14 protein-coding genes and 1 pseudogene are annotated in these 18,429 nt (G+C 54.8%); 4 read left to right on the top strand and 11 right to left on the bottom strand.

Annotated features, from left to right (window positions below; genetic code table 11):
* Positions 1–79 precede the first annotated feature (79 nt).
* From trpS to sppA, 11 genes are all read right to left on the bottom strand, one after another.
* Positions 80–1,141 carry a tryptophan--tRNA ligase gene (gene trpS, locus EDC90_RS02990; protein ID WP_132308418.1) on the bottom strand — a complete coding sequence of 354 codons (1,062 nt, stop codon included), beginning with the start codon at positions 1,139–1,141 and terminating at the stop codon, positions 80–82.
* Between the two features lie 119 nt (positions 1,142–1,260).
* On the bottom strand, positions 1,261–2,835 hold the full coding sequence (gene murJ, locus EDC90_RS02985; RefSeq protein ID WP_132308416.1) for a murein biosynthesis integral membrane protein MurJ: 1,575 nt from the start codon (positions 2,833–2,835) through the stop codon (positions 1,261–1,263).
* Entirely contained in the window at positions 2,832–5,732 is a 2,901-nt protein-coding gene (locus tag EDC90_RS02980; RefSeq protein ID WP_132308709.1) for a [protein-PII] uridylyltransferase, read from the bottom strand. The genes murJ and EDC90_RS02980 overlap by 4 nt, the downstream gene beginning before the upstream one ends.
* Positions 5,733–5,787: 55 nt before the next feature.
* Positions 5,788–8,448: a DNA mismatch repair protein MutS gene (gene mutS / locus EDC90_RS02975; RefSeq protein ID WP_132308707.1), complete on the bottom strand. Its 2,661-nt coding sequence runs from the start codon at positions 8,446–8,448 to the stop codon at positions 5,788–5,790.
* Positions 8,449–8,663: 215 nt separating this feature from the next.
* Positions 8,664–9,539, bottom strand: a complete 876-nt coding sequence (locus tag EDC90_RS02970) for a GNAT family N-acetyltransferase (RefSeq protein ID WP_432419984.1) — start codon at positions 9,537–9,539, stop codon at positions 8,664–8,666.
* 293 nt (positions 9,540–9,832) lie between these two features.
* Positions 9,833–10,336, bottom strand: coding sequence for a signal peptidase II (lspA, locus tag EDC90_RS02965; RefSeq protein WP_132308412.1), 504 nt, complete (start codon positions 10,334–10,336; stop codon positions 9,833–9,835).
* Positions 10,333–11,202: a TrmH family RNA methyltransferase gene (locus tag EDC90_RS02960; protein ID WP_132308410.1), complete on the bottom strand. Its 870-nt coding sequence runs from the start codon at positions 11,200–11,202 to the stop codon at positions 10,333–10,335. The genes lspA and EDC90_RS02960 overlap by 4 nt, the downstream gene beginning before the upstream one ends.
* Positions 11,199–12,329, bottom strand: coding sequence for a class I SAM-dependent methyltransferase (locus EDC90_RS02955; RefSeq protein WP_165972716.1), 1,131 nt, complete (start codon positions 12,327–12,329; stop codon positions 11,199–11,201). The genes EDC90_RS02960 and EDC90_RS02955 overlap by 4 nt, the downstream gene beginning before the upstream one ends.
* 138 nt (positions 12,330–12,467) lie before the next feature.
* Complete coding sequence (locus tag EDC90_RS02950; RefSeq protein WP_132308408.1) at positions 12,468–12,815, bottom strand: LapA family protein; 348 nt, start codon at positions 12,813–12,815, stop codon at positions 12,468–12,470.
* A 54-nt stretch (positions 12,816–12,869) separates the two neighbouring features.
* On the bottom strand, positions 12,870–13,163 hold the full coding sequence (locus EDC90_RS02945) for an integration host factor subunit beta (protein ID WP_132308406.1): 294 nt from the start codon (positions 13,161–13,163) through the stop codon (positions 12,870–12,872).
* A gap of 28 nt (positions 13,164–13,191) precedes the next feature.
* Entirely contained in the window at positions 13,192–14,139 is a 948-nt protein-coding gene (gene sppA / locus EDC90_RS02940; protein ID WP_132308404.1) for a signal peptide peptidase SppA, read from the bottom strand.
* 193 nt (positions 14,140–14,332) lie between these two features.
* Between sppA and EDC90_RS02935 the strand changes: the two genes are divergently transcribed.
* From EDC90_RS02935 to rpoN, 4 genes and pseudogenes are all read left to right on the top strand, one after another.
* Positions 14,333–15,013: an LPS export ABC transporter periplasmic protein LptC gene (locus EDC90_RS02935; protein WP_132308402.1), complete on the top strand. Its 681-nt coding sequence runs from the start codon at positions 14,333–14,335 to the stop codon at positions 15,011–15,013.
* A gap of 8 nt (positions 15,014–15,021) precedes the next feature.
* Positions 15,022–15,585 (top strand): LptA/OstA family protein, encoded by a 564-nt coding sequence (locus EDC90_RS02930; protein WP_132308400.1) that lies wholly within the window; start codon positions 15,022–15,024, stop codon positions 15,583–15,585.
* A gap of 115 nt (positions 15,586–15,700) precedes the next feature.
* A pseudogene (gene lptB / locus EDC90_RS02925) lies at positions 15,701–16,429 on the top strand (LPS export ABC transporter ATP-binding protein); the annotation flags it as partial.
* 177 nt (positions 16,430–16,606) lie between these two features.
* The gene (rpoN, locus tag EDC90_RS02920) at positions 16,607–18,139 is read left to right on the top strand and encodes an RNA polymerase factor sigma-54 (protein WP_132308398.1); all 1,533 of its coding nucleotides are present in this window, start codon (positions 16,607–16,609) and stop codon (positions 18,137–18,139) included.
* The last annotated feature ends 290 nt before the right edge of the window (positions 18,140–18,429 follow it).

Below are 18,429 nucleotides of genomic sequence, written 5' to 3'. Positions count from 1 at the left end.
CGAATGGCGGGCACAAGACCCGCCCTCTGAAGCTTCAGAGCGTTAGCATAACACGGAGGTACCACAGGCAGGCAAGCGCTTAGAGAAGTCCGATGATGTCGCGAACGCCATTCATGGTTTTTTCGGCAATCGCTCCGGCACGCTCCGAACCATCCTTCAGCACAGCGTCAATATGTGCCGGATCATCAATCAGGCGGCGCATCTCAGCGTTGATCGGCGCAAGCACAGTAACGGCCAGTTCAGCCAGTGCCGGTTTGAACACCGAAAACTGCTGACCACCAAACTCCTGAAGAACCTCTGCTTTTGTCTTGTCTGAAAGAGCCGCATAAATACCGACGAGATTATCGGCCTCTGCCCTGCCCTCAAGGCCCTTGACTTCACTCGGCAACGCATCAGGATCCGTCTTGGCCTTGCGGATTTTACGCACAACCGCCTCTGTATCATCGGTGAGATTAATCCGCGAAAGATCAGAGGGATCGGACTTTGACATCTTCTTGGAGCCGTCCTTGAGGCTCATGACACGGGGTGCAGGGCCCTCAATCATAGGCTCAACCATCGGGAAATAGGCGTGAACCGGCTGCTCCCCAACCGTGATATCAACACCCTGACCACCTCGACGGATGGCATCGCCGAAGTCCAGATTGAACTTCATGGCGATATCGCGCGTAAGCTCAAGATGCTGCTTCTGGTCCTCGCCAACGGGAACATGCGTGGCGCGATAAACGAGAATGTCGGCGGCCATCAATGATGGGTAGGCCAGCAGGCCGAGCGAGGCATTCTCGCGATCCTTGCCAGCCTTATCTTTAAACTGCGTCATGCGGTTCATCCAGCCGATGCGCGCAACGCAGTTGAAGATCCAGGCCAGCTCCGAATGCTGCGGAACGGCAGACTGATTGAAAACGATATGCTTTACCGGATCGATGCCAGAGGCGAGATAAGCAGCGGTAATCTGACGTGTCTGCGATTTCAGATCACTGTGAACCAGCTGCGCCGTGATCGAGTGCAGATCGACAACGCAGTAGATGCAGTCCATTTTGTCCTGCATCGCCACAAACTTGCGCAGCGCGCCAAGGTAATTGCCAAGATGCAGATTGCCGGTGGGCTGCACACCGGAAAAAATAAGCGGCTTGAATTCACTCATATCGTTTCTTTCTCGGACGGGTGGAAGGCCCGGCTTATGATGTTCTATCAAAATTATCCGAAGCGCTTATGCACCTGAGCGCCTGCAAGGTCAAACGCCTATCGCTGAGGAACAATCGATCAGGATTTTCCGGAACCACTGCGTTTCAACATCCGTGCCAGAAGGGCTTTATTGACACCCCCGGTCGCAATAACGAGGCCGAAATAAACCAACGCAGCAAGCAGAAGAAGAAGGACAAGTCCGCCAAGCTGGTGCAGAAAGGGAGAAGCTGGCGTGAACCACCCGGACATGCTGCCTGCCGCATACCGAACGGCAAGCGCCATGACCGCGGCGCTGACAATGATTAACGGACCACGCCGCATCAACAGCTTATCGAAACGCAAATGACCGCTTAGGATGAGGGTCGTTGCCAGCAAAATGACGTTGGTCCACCCCGAGACAACCTCGGCAAGGGCAATGCCGCGTTCGGCCAGAATGGGAAACAGAGAAATCGCCAGGGCCGAATTGATGACAACGGCAATCAGCGTGAAGCGCATCGGCAACTTCGTGTTTTCGCGCGCATAAAATGCAGGCTGAAGCGCCTTTGTGAGCGCGAAGGCCGGAAGCCCGAACGCATAGACAGTCATGATCGCAGCAACGAGCGCTGTTGTCTGAGGGCCAAAAGCACCGCGCTCATAGAGAACACGGGTGATTTCCGGAGAGATTGCCATAAGCCCGAAGGCAGCGGGAACCGTCAGAAACAGCACAAACTCGATGGTGCGGTTCTGCACTCTTGAGGCTTCTCCTGTATCCCCGGCTTTGAGAGCCCGCGACAGCTCAGGCAACAAAACGACGCCGCCTGCAACGCCGACCACGCCCAGGGGCAGCTGATAAAGCCTGTCAGCATATTGAAGCGCCGAAATCGCCCCTTCCTTGCCAGAGGCCACGGCCTGCCCAATAATCTGATTGATCTGGATGACACCACCCGTCACGGCAGCAGGAACGGCAAGCGCGACAAGGCGCCGGATTTTTGGCGTGATCTTCGGCATGCGCCAGCGGAACCGCATGCCTGCGCGCCGGACATCGAAATAGACGACGGCCAGCTGAACCAGCCCAGCCGTAAGCACGCCCCATGCCAGATAATTCGCCATAAGAACCGGATCGGCCTGCAGATAAACGCCTGCTCCCAGAACAGCGATCAGCACGACATTCAGGAATACCGGGGCTATTGCCGCTGCAAAATAGCGATGAAGCGAATTCAGCATGCCGCTCATCATTGCCATTAAAGACATGCAGATCAGATAAGGAAACATGACCGAGGCAAGGCGCACGGTCATGTCAAACTTCTCTGCATCATCTGCAAAACCCGGCGCGATGATGAAGCGGACAAGAAGTGGCATAGCCAGCTCCATTGCCACGGTCATGATGAAAAGAACAGAAAACAGAACGCCAAACACTTCCTCAGAAAAGCGCTTGGCCCCCTCCACTCCGCTTTGCTCTATTTCTTTTGAGAAAAGCGGAACGAAGGCCGCATTGAAGGCGCCTTCTGCGAACAACCTGCGAAAAAGATTAGGAAAGCGGAATGCTGCGTAGAAAACGTCAGCCATCGGCCCCGTGCCGAGAGCTGCTGCCATCATCGTTTCTCGTGCAAATCCCAGAACACGGCTTGCAAATGTAGCTCCGCCAACCGTGGCGAACTTGCCAGCCAGGCTCATGACTTCTGCCCGCCCTTGACGGAACCGGGTGCAGCATCAGCCGGCAGAAGAATGCCCGGCGGCATACCCTCTCTGTAGGCGTCACCATTTTCTTCCAGCACGGCGCGCAACCGCTGCACAATTGCAGCCTGTCTGTTCTCATTGGTGATTTTGGCGCCAACCAGATCGGTTACATAGAAACTGTCGATAACCTTCTCGCCGAAGGTCGTAATCCGTGCGCTGCGAATATCGAGCGAAAGCTCTGCCAGCGTCTGCGTCACATCGGCCAGAAGCCCGGTTCTGTCGAGGCACTCAATCTCTATGACCGTGAAGACGTTTGAAAGCTTGTTCGAAACCGAGACATGCGTCGTGACGAAAAAGGGTTCGGCCTTTCGGCGCTCATGCTGCTTGGTCGCGATCACATCCGGGAGGCGCTTTTTGCCAGAAAGAACATCTTCGATCAGACGCCCGATATTGGCGGAACGCCGATACTCGTCATCATCTTCATCAAAGGCCCGGTTCAGCAGGATGGTATCGAGCGCGCGGCCATCGGTGGTCGTGAAAATCTGCGCATCGGCAATGTTGGCCCCTGTTGCTGCGCAGGCACCGGCAATAATGGAAAGAAGTCTTGGGTGGTCCGGTGCCAGAAGCGTGATCTCGGTAATATCGTGAAATGCATGTGTCCGCACCATGGTCGAAAACAGCTTGTGACCAGTATCAGCTTCACGAATGAATTCTGCATGACGAATCTGGTCTTCCAGCGGCACTGACAGGAGATAGTTCTGATACTGAAGACCGGAATAATGCGCCCGGTCAGCATCGCTCCAACCCTCCAGCGCGGCAGAAAGATCGTCCACAGCACGTTCCGTCCGGGCTTTTCTGGAGACCGCAGAAAAGCCACCGGAAAGCAGAATTTCAGTTTCGTAATAGAGAGTTCGCAGAAGTTGCCCCTTCCAGCCGTTCCAGACATCCGGACCAACGGCGCGGATATCACAAACGGTGAGGATCAAAAGCATATTCAGGCGGTCCAGTGACTGCACCTGATCGGCGAAATCAAGAACGGTCTTCCGGTCCGTCAGATCGCGGGTCTGCGACGTCATTGACATCAGCAGATGCTTTTCGATCAGCCATGCCACCTGTTCGGTCTGCTTCGGGCTCAGCCCGAGCCGTGGACAAAGCTTGCGGGCCATGCGCGCACCGCCGATCGAATGATCCTCTTTCCGACCTTTCGCCACATCATGCAGAAGCACGGCAACGTAAAGCACGGTGCGATCTTCGACATTACCGATCAGACCAGCGGCCAGCGGATGCACTTCGGATTCGCCATGGCTGTTGTCAATTTCAGAGAGAACACCCACCGAGCGGATCAGGTGCTCATCAACGGTGAAGTGGTGATACATGTTGAACTGCATCATTGCCACGATCCGCCCGAACTCAGGCAGGAAACGGCCCAGAACGCCAGCCTCGTTCATTCTGCGCAAATAAAGCGAGGGATCATTGCGCGAGGTCAGGATCGACAGAAACAGCCGGTTGGCCTCTTCGTTTTCTCTCAGCGCTGCGTTGATCAACGACAAAGAGCGCGTCAGCACTTTCAGGGCGTCGGGGTGAAACTCCAGATCATTCAGCTGGGCGATATAGAAGAAGCGGATAATCGCGACAGGATCGTTTTTAAAGACGCCAGGCTCGGCAAGCGCTATTCGCCCGGCATCATCGAGAAACTCGACAGTTCCGGCAATCTTGCGCTTACGCTTTGTAAACCGGGTCAGAACACGGCCGATGACCGGAACGGCCTTGGCCTGCTGCTCTTCCAGATCAGCACAGAATATCCGGGTCAGATCCCCCACATCCTTGGCGACCAGGAAATAGTGCTTCATGAAACGCTCGACAGCAGAAAGGCCGGGGCGATCCTGATAACCAAGGGCCGCCGCAATATCACGCTGGATATCGAACGAAAGCCGCTCTTCGGCTTTGCCGGTCAGAAAGTGCATATGACAACGCACCGTCCAGAGAAAATCTTCCGCACGGTTGAAGAGCTTCAGTTCCTGTCGTGACAACACCCCCAGCGACACAAGCTGTTGCGGTTCACGCACCTGATAGAAATATTTGCCGATCCAGAACAGCGTATTGAGATCACGCAGTCCGCCCTTGCCTTCCTTGACATTCGGTACGACGAGATAACGCGTATCGAAAGACTTTCGATGCCGCTCATCGCGCTCAGCCAGCTTGGCGGCAATGAATTCAGGTCCGCTGTTTGCAACCACTTCCTTGTCGAACCGCTTCTGAAGAGTGGTAACAAGGGATTTCTTGCCGGCGATATACCGCATCTCCAGAATTGAGGTGCGGATGGTCATGTCGCTTTTCGACAATTTGATGCATTCCGAAACACTGCGGGTTGCGTGACCGACCTTCAGCCCCATATCCCAGAGCATGTAGAGAATATATTCAACCGCTTCGAGGGTTTCCTTCCGATCCGCACCATTGATCAGAAACAGAAGATCAATATCCGAACCGGGCGCCAGCGTGCCACGGCCATATCCTCCAACGGCTGTGACAGAGAACTCGCCCTTGGTTTCTGGGAAGAGAACACCAGTCACCATGCTGTTGAGCGCGATCAGTATCTGATCCTGCAGCCAGCTGATATGTCGGGCACACTCAAGCCCGCTGCCGTCTTCCTTCAAAAGCGCATAGGCACGTTCACGCCCCTGATTGTTCAGCTCTTTCAATCGCGCCAGAAGCATCGGCCGAAAACGCTCCGGCTGCTTGATATTCTTCTTCGCCAGCGCTTTAAGCTCTGCTTTCAGCGCAGAAGTGTTCAGAACGTCCGGCATCGCGAAAGCATCGGTATCGCCCGCTCCACTTATCGGTTTCTTGCCCTGCGCAGCAACCTTGCTGTCGCGTTCGGTTCTGGAAGTCTGCATTGTCATGCCTTTTTACCGGCTTCAATTGATGGCGCCGGGATGTTCTTAGAACAAATCAGTCTTCAATGGAAACATCAGCGCGCAATTGCTTCTTCAGAGCGTATAACGCATCAAGCGCTTCACGCGGGGTCATATCATCCGGTTTCATCCCTTCAAGCATCTGCTCAACTGCAGAGGCTTGCGGTTCCGGCTCAGGCGTGCGCATGGAGACCTGAAACAGTGGCAGATCGTCGATCAGGCTGGCAGCTGGGTTCTTGCGATCAGCATCTTCAAGCCGCGCCAGCACATTCTTCGCGCGTTTCACCACCGATGACGGCAGACCCGCCAGCCGTGCGACCTGTATCCCGTATGACCGATCCGCTGCGCCGGGGCCGACCTCATGCAGGAACACCACCTCCCCCTTCCACTCCTTGACGCGCATCGTGGCGTTTACAAGGCGCGGCAGTTTCTCGGAGAGTATCGTGAGCTCATGAAAGTGTGTCGCAAAAAGTCCGCGGCAACCATTGCTGTTATGCAGATGCTCGACAGCAGCCCATGCGATTGAAAGCCCGTCAAAAGTTGCTGTTCCACGACCGATCTCATCCAGAATCACGAGCGAGCGCGGACCGGCCTGATTGAGGATCGCAGCGGTTTCAACCATCTCTACCATGAAAGTTGAGCGGCCACGCGCCAGATCATCGGAGGCACCAACGCGGGAAAAAAGCCTGTCAACAACACCGATATGCGCGCTTTCTGCCGGTACAAATGCGCCTGTCTGAGCCAGAATTGCAATCAGCGCATTCTGCCTGAGGAAGGTTGATTTACCGCCCATATTCGGACCCGTTAGAAGCCACAGAGACCCCTTGTCGCCCTCGGTGGGAGACAGATCGCAATCATTAGCAACGAAGGGTCCGCCAGACTGCTGCCGAAGCGCCTGTTCAACCACCGGGTGACGCCCCCCGACAATTCCAAAGGCCGTTGTCTCGTCGACGACCGGGCGGCAGTAGGCCTCCGCCTCCGCCAGAACAGCGAACCCTGCAGAAACATCAAGCACCGCCAGCGCCAGCGCCCCGGCCTTGATGGCCTCGGCCTCAGAGACGACGGCATCGCGAAGCTTTTCGAAAGTCTCAAGCTCAATCGCCAGTGCCTCACCGGCTGCATTGGCAATCCGGCTTTCCAGATCCGCCAGCTCAGATGTGGTAAACCGCATGGCATTTGCCATCGTCTGGCGATGGATGAACTTGCCCTTCGCGTCATCACCTTCGGTCAGAGCCCTGGCATTCAGGCTTGTGACCTCAATGAAGTAGCCAAGCACATTATTGTGCTTTATTTTCAGACCTCTAACGCCGGTCTCTTCGGCATATTGCGCCTGTAGGCCGGCAATCACACGCCTTGAGGTATCCCGCAGGCTTCTGGCTTCATCCAGCGCGCGATCAGCACCTTCACGGACAAAGCCGCCGTCGCGTTTCAAAAGCGGCAGCTCTTCGGCAAGCGTTGAAGAAAGCTGTGTCTCCAGCGTCTGCGGCAATGCAGTCAGTTTTGCAAGCGCATTGGCAATTTCTTCCGGCACCTCGGCCACCGACAATGCTCCGGCAACCTCGCGCGCGACAGAAAGCCCCTGACAAATAGCACCCAGATCCCGAGGGCCTCCACGATCCAAAGCCAGGCGCGAAAGCGCACGCGGCATATCAGGCACCTGTTTCAGACGCGAGCGCAGATCCTCACAAAGTGCAGCTTCGCCTAAAAAGAAAGCAACCGAATCCAGCCGCTGGGCAATCTTATCTGGTGCAGTGAGCGGAGACATGAGCCGCTCTCCGAGCAGCCGGGCTCCGCCACTGGTGACGGTGCGATCGACAGCTTTGAGCAGCGAACCATCGCGCCCTCCAGACATTGTCCGGGTCAGTTCAAGGTTTGCGCGGGTGGCCGGATCGATGAACATAGTCCGCGCACCGCCGTCCTGTTCAGGTATACCCAGTGGCGGACGCTCATTGATCTGCGTTTTCTCGACATAGGCAACGGCTGCAGCGGCTGCAGACATCTCCGCACGGGAAAACTGCCCGAAGCCATCAAGCGTCGCGACAGAGAAGAAACGGGCAAGCCGGTCCCTGGCTGTTGCACTATCGAACAGAACGGCAGGCTGCGGCGAAACGGCCCGTCCGAGCAAATCGAAAACCGGCCGTAATTTCTCATCGCTGAACAAGGTATCCGCGACGATCAGCTCACGTGGCTCAACACGCATGATATCTGCAGCCAAGCGGTCTTCACTGGTCGCACTCAGCCGGAAAATGCCGGTTGAAATATCGATCCATGCAAGGCCGAAGGCATTGTCACCTTCACCCCGCACGCGAGAAAGCGCCATCAGAAAATTGCTCTCCCCCGGGGCAAGAAGTTTTTCCTCTGTCAGGGTTCCTGCTGTGACAAGGCGCGTCACATCCCGCCGCACGACCGACTTGGCACCGCGTTTTTTCGCCTCAGCCGGATCCTCCGTTTGCTCGCACACAGCAACACGAAAGCCCAGCCCGATAAGCTTTTGCAAATAGTCGTCGGCAGCATGAACCGGCACACCGCACATCGGGATATCACGCCCCAGATGCTGGCCGCGCTTGGTCAGTGTGATGGAAAGCGCCCTGGCGGCATCCACGGCGTCATCGAAAAAAAGCTCGTAAAAATCGCCCATACGATAAAACAGCATCAGATCAGGGTTTGCAGCCTTGATCTCGATATACTGCTCCATCATCGGCGTGGCCGCCGCTTTGCTTTCCTCGGAAATCAGTTCTTCGGTCTTGATGCGATTATCGTCTGACACGTGTGCCCGTCTGCTGCTCAAAAATGTCGGAATGGTTTCCTATTCATGTGTCACGAAACCAAATATGCCGAAAGAGCGACCGATCATAAATCTGGGCAAAACACCGCGAAATTTTCTGAAAACGCTGTCACTGAAAGAGCCGGATATCAGCTGGCAAAACGTCCAGCATCCGCGCCGTAATAATTCAGATAACGATCTGAAATGGCTGCAATCGGCAAAATAACGAGAACATCGGTCGTGTTGAAGGCATGGTCGACAACAGCGCCCTCTCCAACCATCGCGCCCAGACGAAGATATCCCTTGATAAGGGGCGGCAGTGCCGTCAGTGCTTTCCGGCCGCTGACTTCCTCGGCTGCCATCATGTTCATGTCGACCTTGATCCCGGGAAGCGCTTCCACGGCCCATTCACCGGTTGCACGCGCATTGTGATAGAGAAACGACAACGCCATAGCGTGCGCCTCAGGAATCGCGCCATGGAAAGAGGCGCAACCGAACATCGCTCCGATATGATGCTTCAACGCATAGGCCCAGTTACCCTGCCACAAAAGTTCTACCGTGCGTTTGCTGCGGTATTCCGGCAGAACACAGGAGCGCCCAAGCTCCATGAACCTCAGATCCGGATGCCGGGCAACCAGCTGATCGGTTCGGTATTCAGAATCGGAGTAAAATCCGCCATGAGCAAGCGCCACTTCGTGCCGTAAAAGCCTGTAGGTCGCAACGATCTGGTCCTCGGTATCGCCTTCTATCTTGCGATCAAGCACCAGAAGATGATCACAGATATCATCCCACTTGTCGAAATCACGCCGGCAGCGCATCGCTTCCGCCGGAAGCTGCGCCTGCATTTCTTCAACGAAGACGCGATAGCGCACCGACTGAGCGGCTTCAATCTCGCTTTGAGAACGCGCGATCCTCGTTTCAAGAGTTCCGATACGGCCTAGAATACCGTCCCGTGCGATGTCTTCAGGGGTAATCGCCGCGCCACCGGCACGGTCTCCCGATTGAAGATAATCAAGCACATCCATCGTCATAGCATGATCCGGATCGTTCAACTTGGATGCCATTAAACATTTGTGTGCGACAGGCTCGTGACAGTCGCATCCCGCTATTTTCGGTTTGAAATCGGTGAAGAGGGCCTAAACCCGCCGTTTCACCATACGCCGCTGATCGTTCGACAACCATGCCGACTGCTGACAAAAGCTTAATACAAGCTGAAAGCAAGGTCCAGTTTCTTTTGGCTCAAACGATTGAAGTCTTTGCCCGTTTTGAAGTCAAACTCATTTGCAACCATAAGGGCCGGAAGCAAAAGGTATCAGTTTCACCGGTCTTCGGAGGTCTTTTCGTCGCTGCTCAAGCCATTCAGAATAAACTCCTGAATGAAGATCAGCACAGCGCCGACAGTGATATAACTGTCCGCCAGGTTGAAGATCGGAAAAGTCCATTCGCCGATATGGAAGCGAACGTAGTCAACCACATGACCGTATAAAAAGTGATCGAGAATATTGCCGAGAGCGCCTGCAACCACCAGTGCGAAGCCAAGTTGCGCCCAGAAATGCCGCGAATCGGTCTTTCTCCAGAGATAAAGCACCACCAGAACGATACACAGCCTGAGACCAACCAGAAGCCAGCCATTTGTATCGGAGAACATCGAGAATGCTATTCCCGGATTATAAGTCTTAAACAGCGCCAGGAAGGGCAGAATATCGATGTTCTGGTAGAGCGCCATGGAGCGCTCAACCACAAACTTGATGATCGCGTCCACCATAAGCGCAAACAAGACGAAAAGGAACGCAGGCATTAGCCTGGACAGCGGCGACTTCATGACGATTTCCCCGGCGCCTCAAGGCTCAGGAGATGACGCCGGGCTTCAAACAGCATCACCGCGGTGGCAACGGCAAGGTTAAGTGAATCAGCCAGACCCTGCTGAGGAATACGGGCCAGCTGCCCTGCCCCTTCGGCCAGTTGCGGCGGAAGACCTTGCTGCTCATTGCCCATCAGCAACACGACAGGCTTCCTGGTGTAGTCAATCGTGCGATAATCAACAGACCCTGCCAGATGCGTTGCGACCACATCCACATTGCTCGATTTCGCCCAGTTCAAAAACGCTTCCGGTGTTGCTCTGGAAACCGGCAGAGCGAATACAGATCCCATCGTGGCACGCACAGTCTCTATCGAAAACGGGTCTGTTGTATCGCCAACGAGGATGACACCGGAAGCCCCGGCCGCATCTGCCGTGCGAATGACCGTGCCGAGATTGCCGGGGTCGCGTACCCGGTCGAGCGCAATGTATGTCTCATTCTTCTGAGGGGTGATCTCTTTCAGCGGTCGATAGTGACTTTCAAAAACCCCGACCACCATCTGCGGATTATCGCGCCGTGTGATCGCCGAAAGCACTTTCTCGGAAACCTCAAGGACCAGCCCACCGGATGAAATGGTTTTCGCTGCGGCTTTTTCTAGAGGTGGCTTGCCTCTGGCCGCTTTGGCATAGATCAGCGTGCGAATTGACCAGCCAAGCTCAAGCGCATCAATGACCAGCTTCAGTCCTTCGGCCAGAAATGTCCCACTTTCCTCACGGTGCTTCTTCTGCGAAAGCGCGCGAATATCCTTGATGATCGGATTTGAGAGGCTCGTAACCTCTTTCACCGATCCAACACGCGGTCTGCGTTGAAAATTCCAATCGTCGCTCATGCCGGCACCCAACGCGCGTAAAGAGAAGTCGAAAGCGCTCGGCCCGGCGTCTTGCCGTCTTCACCGCCTTCACGAATAACCAGCTCACCAGACTCAACAGCACCGCCAAAACCGCGCATGGTTTCCATCATCAGTTCGTGAACCGAATAGAAGCTGGCCCGAATCGAATAAGCTGTCAGAACCAGACCGAGTGCATCCGGCTTGAGAATGGACCTGCAGAGATCGAGCATCCGCGGCAGGTGCTCAAAAAGGTGCCAGACTTCCCCATTCGGTCCGCGACCAAATTTGGGCGGATCGGTCAGGATAATATCGTAGTGGTTCCCGCGCCGTTCTTCGCGCTCAATGAACTTCATCGCGTCTTCGCAAATCCAGCGGACTGGTTTGTCACCAAGGCCGGAAAGCGCCTGATTTTCCCGCGCCCAGCCAATCGCCTTTTTGGAGGCATCGACATGGGTAACTGCGGCCCCTGCTGCTGCAGCGACAAGAGAGGCGACGCCGGTATAACCGAACAGGTTCAGAACTTTGAGTGGCTCTCCACGCTTCTTTTGCTCATTGGCTTCAAGAACCTCACGCATCCACTGCCAGTGCGCAATTTGTTCAGGAAAGACGCCGACATGACGAAATGAGGTAAACCGCCCCAGAAAATCGATTCCCATGATCGCCAGCGGCCAGGTTTCGCCAAGGGCGGCATGGGGAAAACGCCAACGTCCCATGCCATCTTCGTCAGTATCACCGGTGAAGACCGCGTCAGCGCTCTGCCAGACCTTATCGTCGAGAAGCGGCGGCCAGAGTGCCTGCGCTTCGGGCCGGACAATGCGATAGTTTCCATATTGTTCAAGCTTCAGCCCATGACCGCTGTCGATCAGATGAAAACCGTCGGCAGAGACGGATTCCAGTATGCGTGGAAGACGCTCAGCCGGACGGGCGCCCTCTTTCATCGCGATCCACTGCGGCTCGGCCTGTCGGTTGCGCTTTTCGGCATTTGGAGCAACGTCTTGACGCGCGCCGCGCTGCGAAGACGGATGCTTTATGGTTTGACCACCGGCATCAGACTTACGCTGTTTACGGCGTTGCTGACCCTTTTCAGCCGGTTTACCGCGTCTTTTTTGTGGTTTCGAAGACATCATTCAGGCGGTTTCACATTTTTTTTCAGGAGAAGCCGCCTTAACACCCAATCACGCAATTCGGAAGCCTCGCTGATACTGCGAGGTAGTTTTGGCCCGAAGCGCGCTTGGGATTAAAAGTCCGCAATCTCTGACTGGATCTCAGCTTGGCGGAAGCTGTTCGAGCGGCTGTGATCCGGCAATCTGCTCTGCACGGCTTTTTTGCTTATCGGCTTCCTGGCGCCAGACATCCGCCTCACGCTTGTTACTGCGGGCCGACTTGCGGTGCTTTCGCTGAGAAAGCCAGGTAAAGAACGAACCGAATAAAAGGCCAAGGATAAAAGCGACGAAGATATAGACAAAGAACGGCGCTGATACCGCCAGAACGCGATCTGTTGCATCAAACGGATTAAGCGCCATCGTAACCGGCTTGCGGTTGGCAACCGATAGCAGGACCAGCACAACGCCCACCGGCACAAGAATGATGAGAGTAATCAGCTTTTTAAACATAGCCCGCCCCGGTCAACACATATGATATCGGGATAATCCGACATTTCTGAAGGGTTAGTCATCCTTCTGGTCGGGATTGAGGCGCTCGCGAAGCTCCTTCCCGGTTTTGAAAAAAGGAACCCACTTCTCTTCCACGAAAACCGTATCCCCTGTGCGCGGGTTACGGCCGGAACGTGACGGACGGTTTTTAACCGAGAATGCCCCAAATCCACGCAACTCGACACGGTTTCCGGCAGCAAGGGCATCGGCAACCTCATCGAGGATTGCGTTCACAATATTCTCGACATCCCGGTGATAAAGGTGCGGGTTGCGGGCAGCTATAATCTGCACCAGTTCGGACTTGATCACGCCATTCCCCTCAAATATCTGATTTTAATCACCATTTATCTTGCCGAACAGAAATCAGTCCGTCAACAACACCCAGGTCACGAAATGCATTCTCGGTGAGAAAACTTCCCAATCCGATTGCTTCCGCCAGTTTCGAACTGATATCCATTAAATCAAACCCGAAACCGTTTCTGTTTATGCTATCCCATGATCGGATTTCAAGAGTTTCGGATACGCCCTGTTCGGCCAGATAGTCACGAATAGCGTTCCGGCCTCCGATCGCATCAACCAGCCCGGCTTCAAGAGCCTGCCTGCCGGTCAGGATACGCCCATCGGCCAGCGTCAGAACCTTATCACGCGAAAGCCCCCGACGCTCAGCCACCAGATCAACGAACCAGTCGTAGCTGTCCATGACCATGGCTCGAACCATCGCCTGAGCTTCAGCGCTGGCATCATTAAAAGGTGAAGGTTCGGCTTTCAGCGGAGCGGATTTTATCGCATCCATCGATACGCCGATTTTATCGAGCAGGTCTTTGACCTGAGGATACATAAAGAGCACGCCGATTGAACCGGTAATCGACGTATCGCCGGCAAAAATCCGGTCGCCCGCAAGGGCAATCATATAGCCGGCAGATGCCGCCTGGGTTCGGATTTCACTGACAACCGGCTTCTTCTGCGCCACATCGCGCAAGGTTTTGTAAAACAGCTCACCGCCATAGGTCGTGCCGCCACCGGTTGAAAGAGAGACAATCAGCGCTTTCACATTGGGATCTTCACCGATTTCACGAATGGTCTCAATACGACCGGGATCATCGGCGACAATGCCGCTGATTGTAATCTCAGCAATATGCGGACGCGAAAGCGGCATCTGAGATGGCCCAAAGATCAGACGGTAAATGGAAACACAAAGCAGAACGGCGACAATGACAGCAATCGCACGCCACCATGTTACACGCCGCCGCAAACGCCTGCGCTCGATGATATCGGATGTCTGCATAAATGCTCCAGGTGTTGAGGGTTCACCTCAAAAATCGAATCCACGAAGATTGGCCAGTCATATCTCCGCCTGTCAATTCGTTTACGGTGATTTTACCATTACATCCTTGTTGTGACAGGGGAAACATACTACTTCAATAATCTGAATATCAGCATTTGTTGAACAACCTCACGTCCCGGAATCACGACGCACGATGAACGCTTCACCCACGACCACTGATGAACAGTTCAGGGAGCGGATACTCCATGAACAGACTCAGCGCTTCAAAAAGGCCGCGAAGCATTCCCGTAACGTCAAACGCCTTAAAATCCTTTTGCCGATTGCGGCACTGCTGATTACGCTGGCCCTGATCGCAACCACGATCATCCGATCTGCCGTTCCCGACAACATCTCTCTGGATGCCGCGACGATTGAGAATGGCAAGCTTGTGATGACAAACCCCGGCATGTCTGGCCGCAACAGTGATGGTACACCTTACTCGCTGAAGGCTGCGCGTGCACTTTTGCCTGCTGATGATCCGAGCAGCAGCGAGATCACGCTTGAAGATGTTATCGCAAAAGTGCCGATGGAAAATGATGTCGTCGCCCTGGTAAGGGCTGCCAGCGCGTTCTACAACCGCACCAACGATCAGTTGAAAATCGACGAGCCTTTCACTCTGGAAATGTCGAATGGCCTGACTGCTCACTTCAATTCTGCATTTATTGATGTAAAAAATGGCACACTGGAGAGCAAAGGGCCGTTTACAGCCGAATCCGATCAGGCATCAGTGGTTGCCGACGAAGTGAATATCACCGATAACGGACAAAAGATTATTTTTGGCGGCGGCGTTCACGTGACGCTTTCGCCGTCAACGCTGAGCCCGAGCGGACAATGAGGACCCCTATGTTTTTGAACACACGCTCTCAACACGCCTCCCATGTCGCGCGCGCTGCCGCTGCGGCGTTTTGCATTGCCGCGCTGGCGAGTTCAGGAGTAAGTCTTGCACAGACAACCACAATGAGTGGTTTCCAGATTGCCGACAACCAGCCAATCAATATTAATGCCGAAAAGATGGAAGTGGATGACTCTCAGAAGCTCATCACATTCACTGGAGATGTGGTCGCAGTCCAGGGCGAGAATACAGTCAAGTCCAGCAGGATGGTCGTGCGCTATAAAGGTGGCTCAACCGGCCTGACATCAGGCCAGGGTGATATTGACCGCATTGACCTGTACAACAATGTTCAGCTTCAATCGAAGGCTCAGTCAGCAACGGCCGACAAAGGCTATTTTGACATGACAACGCAGCATTTTGTGCTGACCGGTGATCGCGTCGTCCTCAAAGAAGGCGCCAATGTCTTCACCGGCTGCAAGCTGACCGTGAATATGGTTACAAGCGAAGCCAATCTGGATGCTTGCGGTGGTCGTGTCCAGATCCAGCTCGACCCGAAATCCCGCCCGGGCAACTGACGCTGACACCTTCGGAGATGAGAATTTGAAAAGCCCGCATACCGGACAGCGCTCCCGCAGCCCCAGACGCCGCTCCGACGGCGGAGGCGCCGGCGCTGCGACAAATGGTTCCGACCGCTATGTTGGTACACTGATCGCTCAGGGACTGACGAAGTCCTACCGTCAGCGTCGCGTCGTCAATGGCGTATCGCTGGTTGTTCGTCGTGGCGAGGCTGTCGGTCTCCTCGGCCCAAATGGTGCCGGAAAAACAACGTGCTTTTACATGATCACGGGCCTTGTACCGATTGACGAGGGCAATATCGTTCTTGATGGCAATGACGTGACCGGATTGCCGATGTATCGCCGCGCCCGTCTTGGCGTCGGGTATCTGCCGCAGGAAGCATCGATCTTCCGCGGTCTGAGCGTTGAGAACAATATTCGTGCGGTTCTTGAACTGACCGAACTGAAAAAGGCTGAGCGCGAGGAAAAGCTTGAACGGCTGATGGAAGAGTTTGGCATCACCAAACTCCGAAAATCTCCAGCAGTCGCCCTGTCCGGTGGTGAGCGCCGGCGCCTTGAGATTGCGCGTGCACTGGCCACGGACCCGGCTTTCATGCTGCTCGATGAACCCTTTGCAGGTGTTGACCCGATCTCCGTGACCGATATTCAGAATCTGATCCGCCACCTGACCCGACGCGGTATCGGCGTCCTGATCACCGACCATAACGTGCGCGAAACGCTGGGGCTCATTGATCGTGCCTATATTATCCACTCCGGTGAGGTTCTGACCCACGGCAAGGCCGACGAAATTGTAGCCAACAGCGATGTTCGCCGCCTTTACCTCGGTGATAATTTCAGCCTCTGAGACCAATCGCACCAACAATACCAACCCGGCGCATATCTTTCCATGCTGCAGGCAAATTTCCGGCTTGATCGGAAAGCAATTCCCGTGCCATCTTCATAGTTCGAAAATGACAATCATATGAAGTTTCGTCAGCCGGTCTCCGGATACGCGCTGCGGTGATGGAGTTTTGCGTCTGCCATGGCTCTGAGTGCCAGCCTTTTTCTGCGACAGAATCAATCTCTTGTGATGACGCCGCAGCTGATGCAATCCATTCAGCTGCTGCAGATGCCATACATGGAGCTGATGCAGTTCATCGCATCCGAAGTTGAAAAGAACCCGCTGCTGGAAATCGAAAGCAGCGAGGGACGTTCGCTGGAAGAAGAGGTCACACCGGAGCCGTTCAGCACTGATGAAACAGCAACAGAAACAGGCGCTGACTGGTTCAGCGACGATGCCGGACAGCCTGCGCTCAGCGAACAGCTCGACAGCAACTACAACGACGCTTTCAATGAAAATGCTGCGAATGAGCGTCCGGATGCGCCCGAATTACTGGATCAGTGGAAATCCATGCCGGGGGGCGCAAGAGGTGAGGATCATGTCGATCTCGATGAGTTTGTCGCCGGGCAACTCTGCCTGAGGGATCACCTCAATGAGCAGATCGCGTTATTAATTCGTGATGCGTCCGACCGCGCCATCGCAACCTATCTGGTCGATCATCTTGATGAAGCAGGTTATTTCCGCGGAGACAATGAAGAAATCGCAGGTCGGATCGGCGTTGCGGCTGAACGCATTGCGACACTACTGGAGCAACTGAAAAAACTCGACCCACCCGGAATTTTTGCCCGGACACTCAATGAGTGTCTGCGTGAGCAGCTGCACCAGAAAGACCGTCTGGATCCCGCCATGGCGGCATTGATTGACCACCTTGATCTTGCAGCCCGACGGGACTTTGCCAAACTGAAAAAGCTGTGTGGCGTCGATGAAAACGACCTTATCGACATGCTCCGGGAGCTGCGCACGCTTAACCCCAAGCCGGGAAGCACGTTCGGCTATCAGCCACCGGAAGCGGTGCTGCCGGATGTGATTGTCAGCGCCGGAAAACAAGGAGTCTGGCAGGTCGAACTGAACGCTGATACGCTTCCGCGGGTCCTTGTCAACCGCTCATACCTTTCTCAGGTGAAAGCCAATAAAGGCGTTTCTGAAGCAGACAGGACATTTATGAATACCTGCCTTCAAAATGCGAATTGGCTGACCAGAAGCCTTGATCAGCGTGCGCGAACGATCCTCAAAGTCGCGACAGAGATTGTTCGTCAGCAGGATGCTTTTCTGAAACACGGTGTTGACCACCTGCGACCTCTGACACTGAAAACCGTCGCCGAAGCAATCGATATGCATGAGTCGACAGTGAGCCGCGTAACTTCAAACAAGTTCATGCTCACGCCACGCGGTCTTTTTGAGCTGAAATATTTTTTCTCTGTGTCAATCGCAACATCGAACGCAGATGGCGGCACCCATTCCGCCGAATCTGTCCGCCATCGTATCCGTCAGTTGATTACCGCGGAAACGCCGGAATCCGTTCTTTCAGATGACGATATCGTTTCCGCCCTGAGGCAGGACGGCATCGCGCTTGCACGCCGCACAGTCGCCAAGTACCGCGAAGCTATGGGCATCCCCTCCTCCGTTCAGCGCCGTCGCGAAAAGCGCGCAATGGCACGCGCGGCAGAGGCATAAGGTCGCGCCTGCCTTAAAAACAGGCATTCACTTTACCGGCCGCTTCATTGACTTGCAGGTTAATGCGGAGTAGAAGCCCGCCGCGGCAGCAAGTGGGTGGCACCCGAAAAACGCCCTTCGAGACGGGCATGATGCGAATGTGCAGAAATTTTAAGGCTATCGCGACTGTACTCCGGAAAAAAAATGTCCAAATGAATAAGGTGACGGATGATCCGTCTGCAAGTAGCATCGGCCTGACGCCAAACCATCGCTGAAGACCTTGGAGGAGGCAGTGGCTTGGCGTAAACTGA

The organism is Martelella mediterranea, from assembly GCF_004342225.1.
GTDB classification, from domain to species: Bacteria; Pseudomonadota; Alphaproteobacteria; order Rhizobiales; family Rhizobiaceae; genus Martelella; species Martelella mediterranea_B.
The sequence above is the reverse complement of the archived record's forward strand: the minus strand, read 5'-3'. Positions and strand labels throughout refer to the sequence as shown.

Excerpts from the sequence above, each read along its gene's own strand:
- trpS (WP_132308418.1), bottom strand. The coding sequence starts at position 1,141 with ATGAGTGAATTCAAGCCGCTTATTTTTTCCGGTGTGCAGCCCACCGGC.
- murJ (WP_132308416.1), bottom strand. The coding sequence starts at position 2,835 with ATGAGCCTGGCTGGCAAGTTCGCCACGGTTGGCGGAGCTACATTTGCA.
- EDC90_RS02980 (WP_132308709.1), bottom strand. The coding sequence starts at position 5,732 with ATGCAGACTTCCAGAACCGAACGCGACAGCAAGGTTGCTGCGCAGGGC.
- mutS (WP_132308707.1), bottom strand. The coding sequence starts at position 8,448 with ATGATGGAGCAGTATATCGAGATCAAGGCTGCAAACCCTGATCTGATG.
- EDC90_RS02970 (WP_432419984.1), bottom strand. The coding sequence starts at position 9,539 with ATGGATGTGCTTGATTATCTTCAATCGGGAGACCGTGCCGGTGGCGCG.
- lspA (WP_132308412.1), bottom strand. The coding sequence starts at position 10,336 with ATGAAGTCGCCGCTGTCCAGGCTAATGCCTGCGTTCCTTTTCGTCTTG.
- EDC90_RS02960 (WP_132308410.1), bottom strand. The coding sequence starts at position 11,202 with ATGAGCGACGATTGGAATTTTCAACGCAGACCGCGTGTTGGATCGGTG.
- EDC90_RS02955 (WP_165972716.1), bottom strand. The coding sequence starts at position 12,329 with ATGATGTCTTCGAAACCACAAAAAAGACGCGGTAAACCGGCTGAAAAG.
- EDC90_RS02950 (WP_132308408.1), bottom strand. The coding sequence starts at position 12,815 with ATGTTTAAAAAGCTGATTACTCTCATCATTCTTGTGCCGGTGGGCGTT.
- sppA (WP_132308404.1), bottom strand. The coding sequence starts at position 14,139 with ATGCAGACATCCGATATCATCGAGCGCAGGCGTTTGCGGCGGCGTGTA.
- EDC90_RS02935 (WP_132308402.1), top strand. The coding sequence starts at position 14,333 with ATGAACGCTTCACCCACGACCACTGATGAACAGTTCAGGGAGCGGATA.
- EDC90_RS02930 (WP_132308400.1), top strand. The coding sequence starts at position 15,022 with ATGTTTTTGAACACACGCTCTCAACACGCCTCCCATGTCGCGCGCGCT.
- rpoN (WP_132308398.1), top strand. The coding sequence starts at position 16,607 with ATGGCTCTGAGTGCCAGCCTTTTTCTGCGACAGAATCAATCTCTTGTG.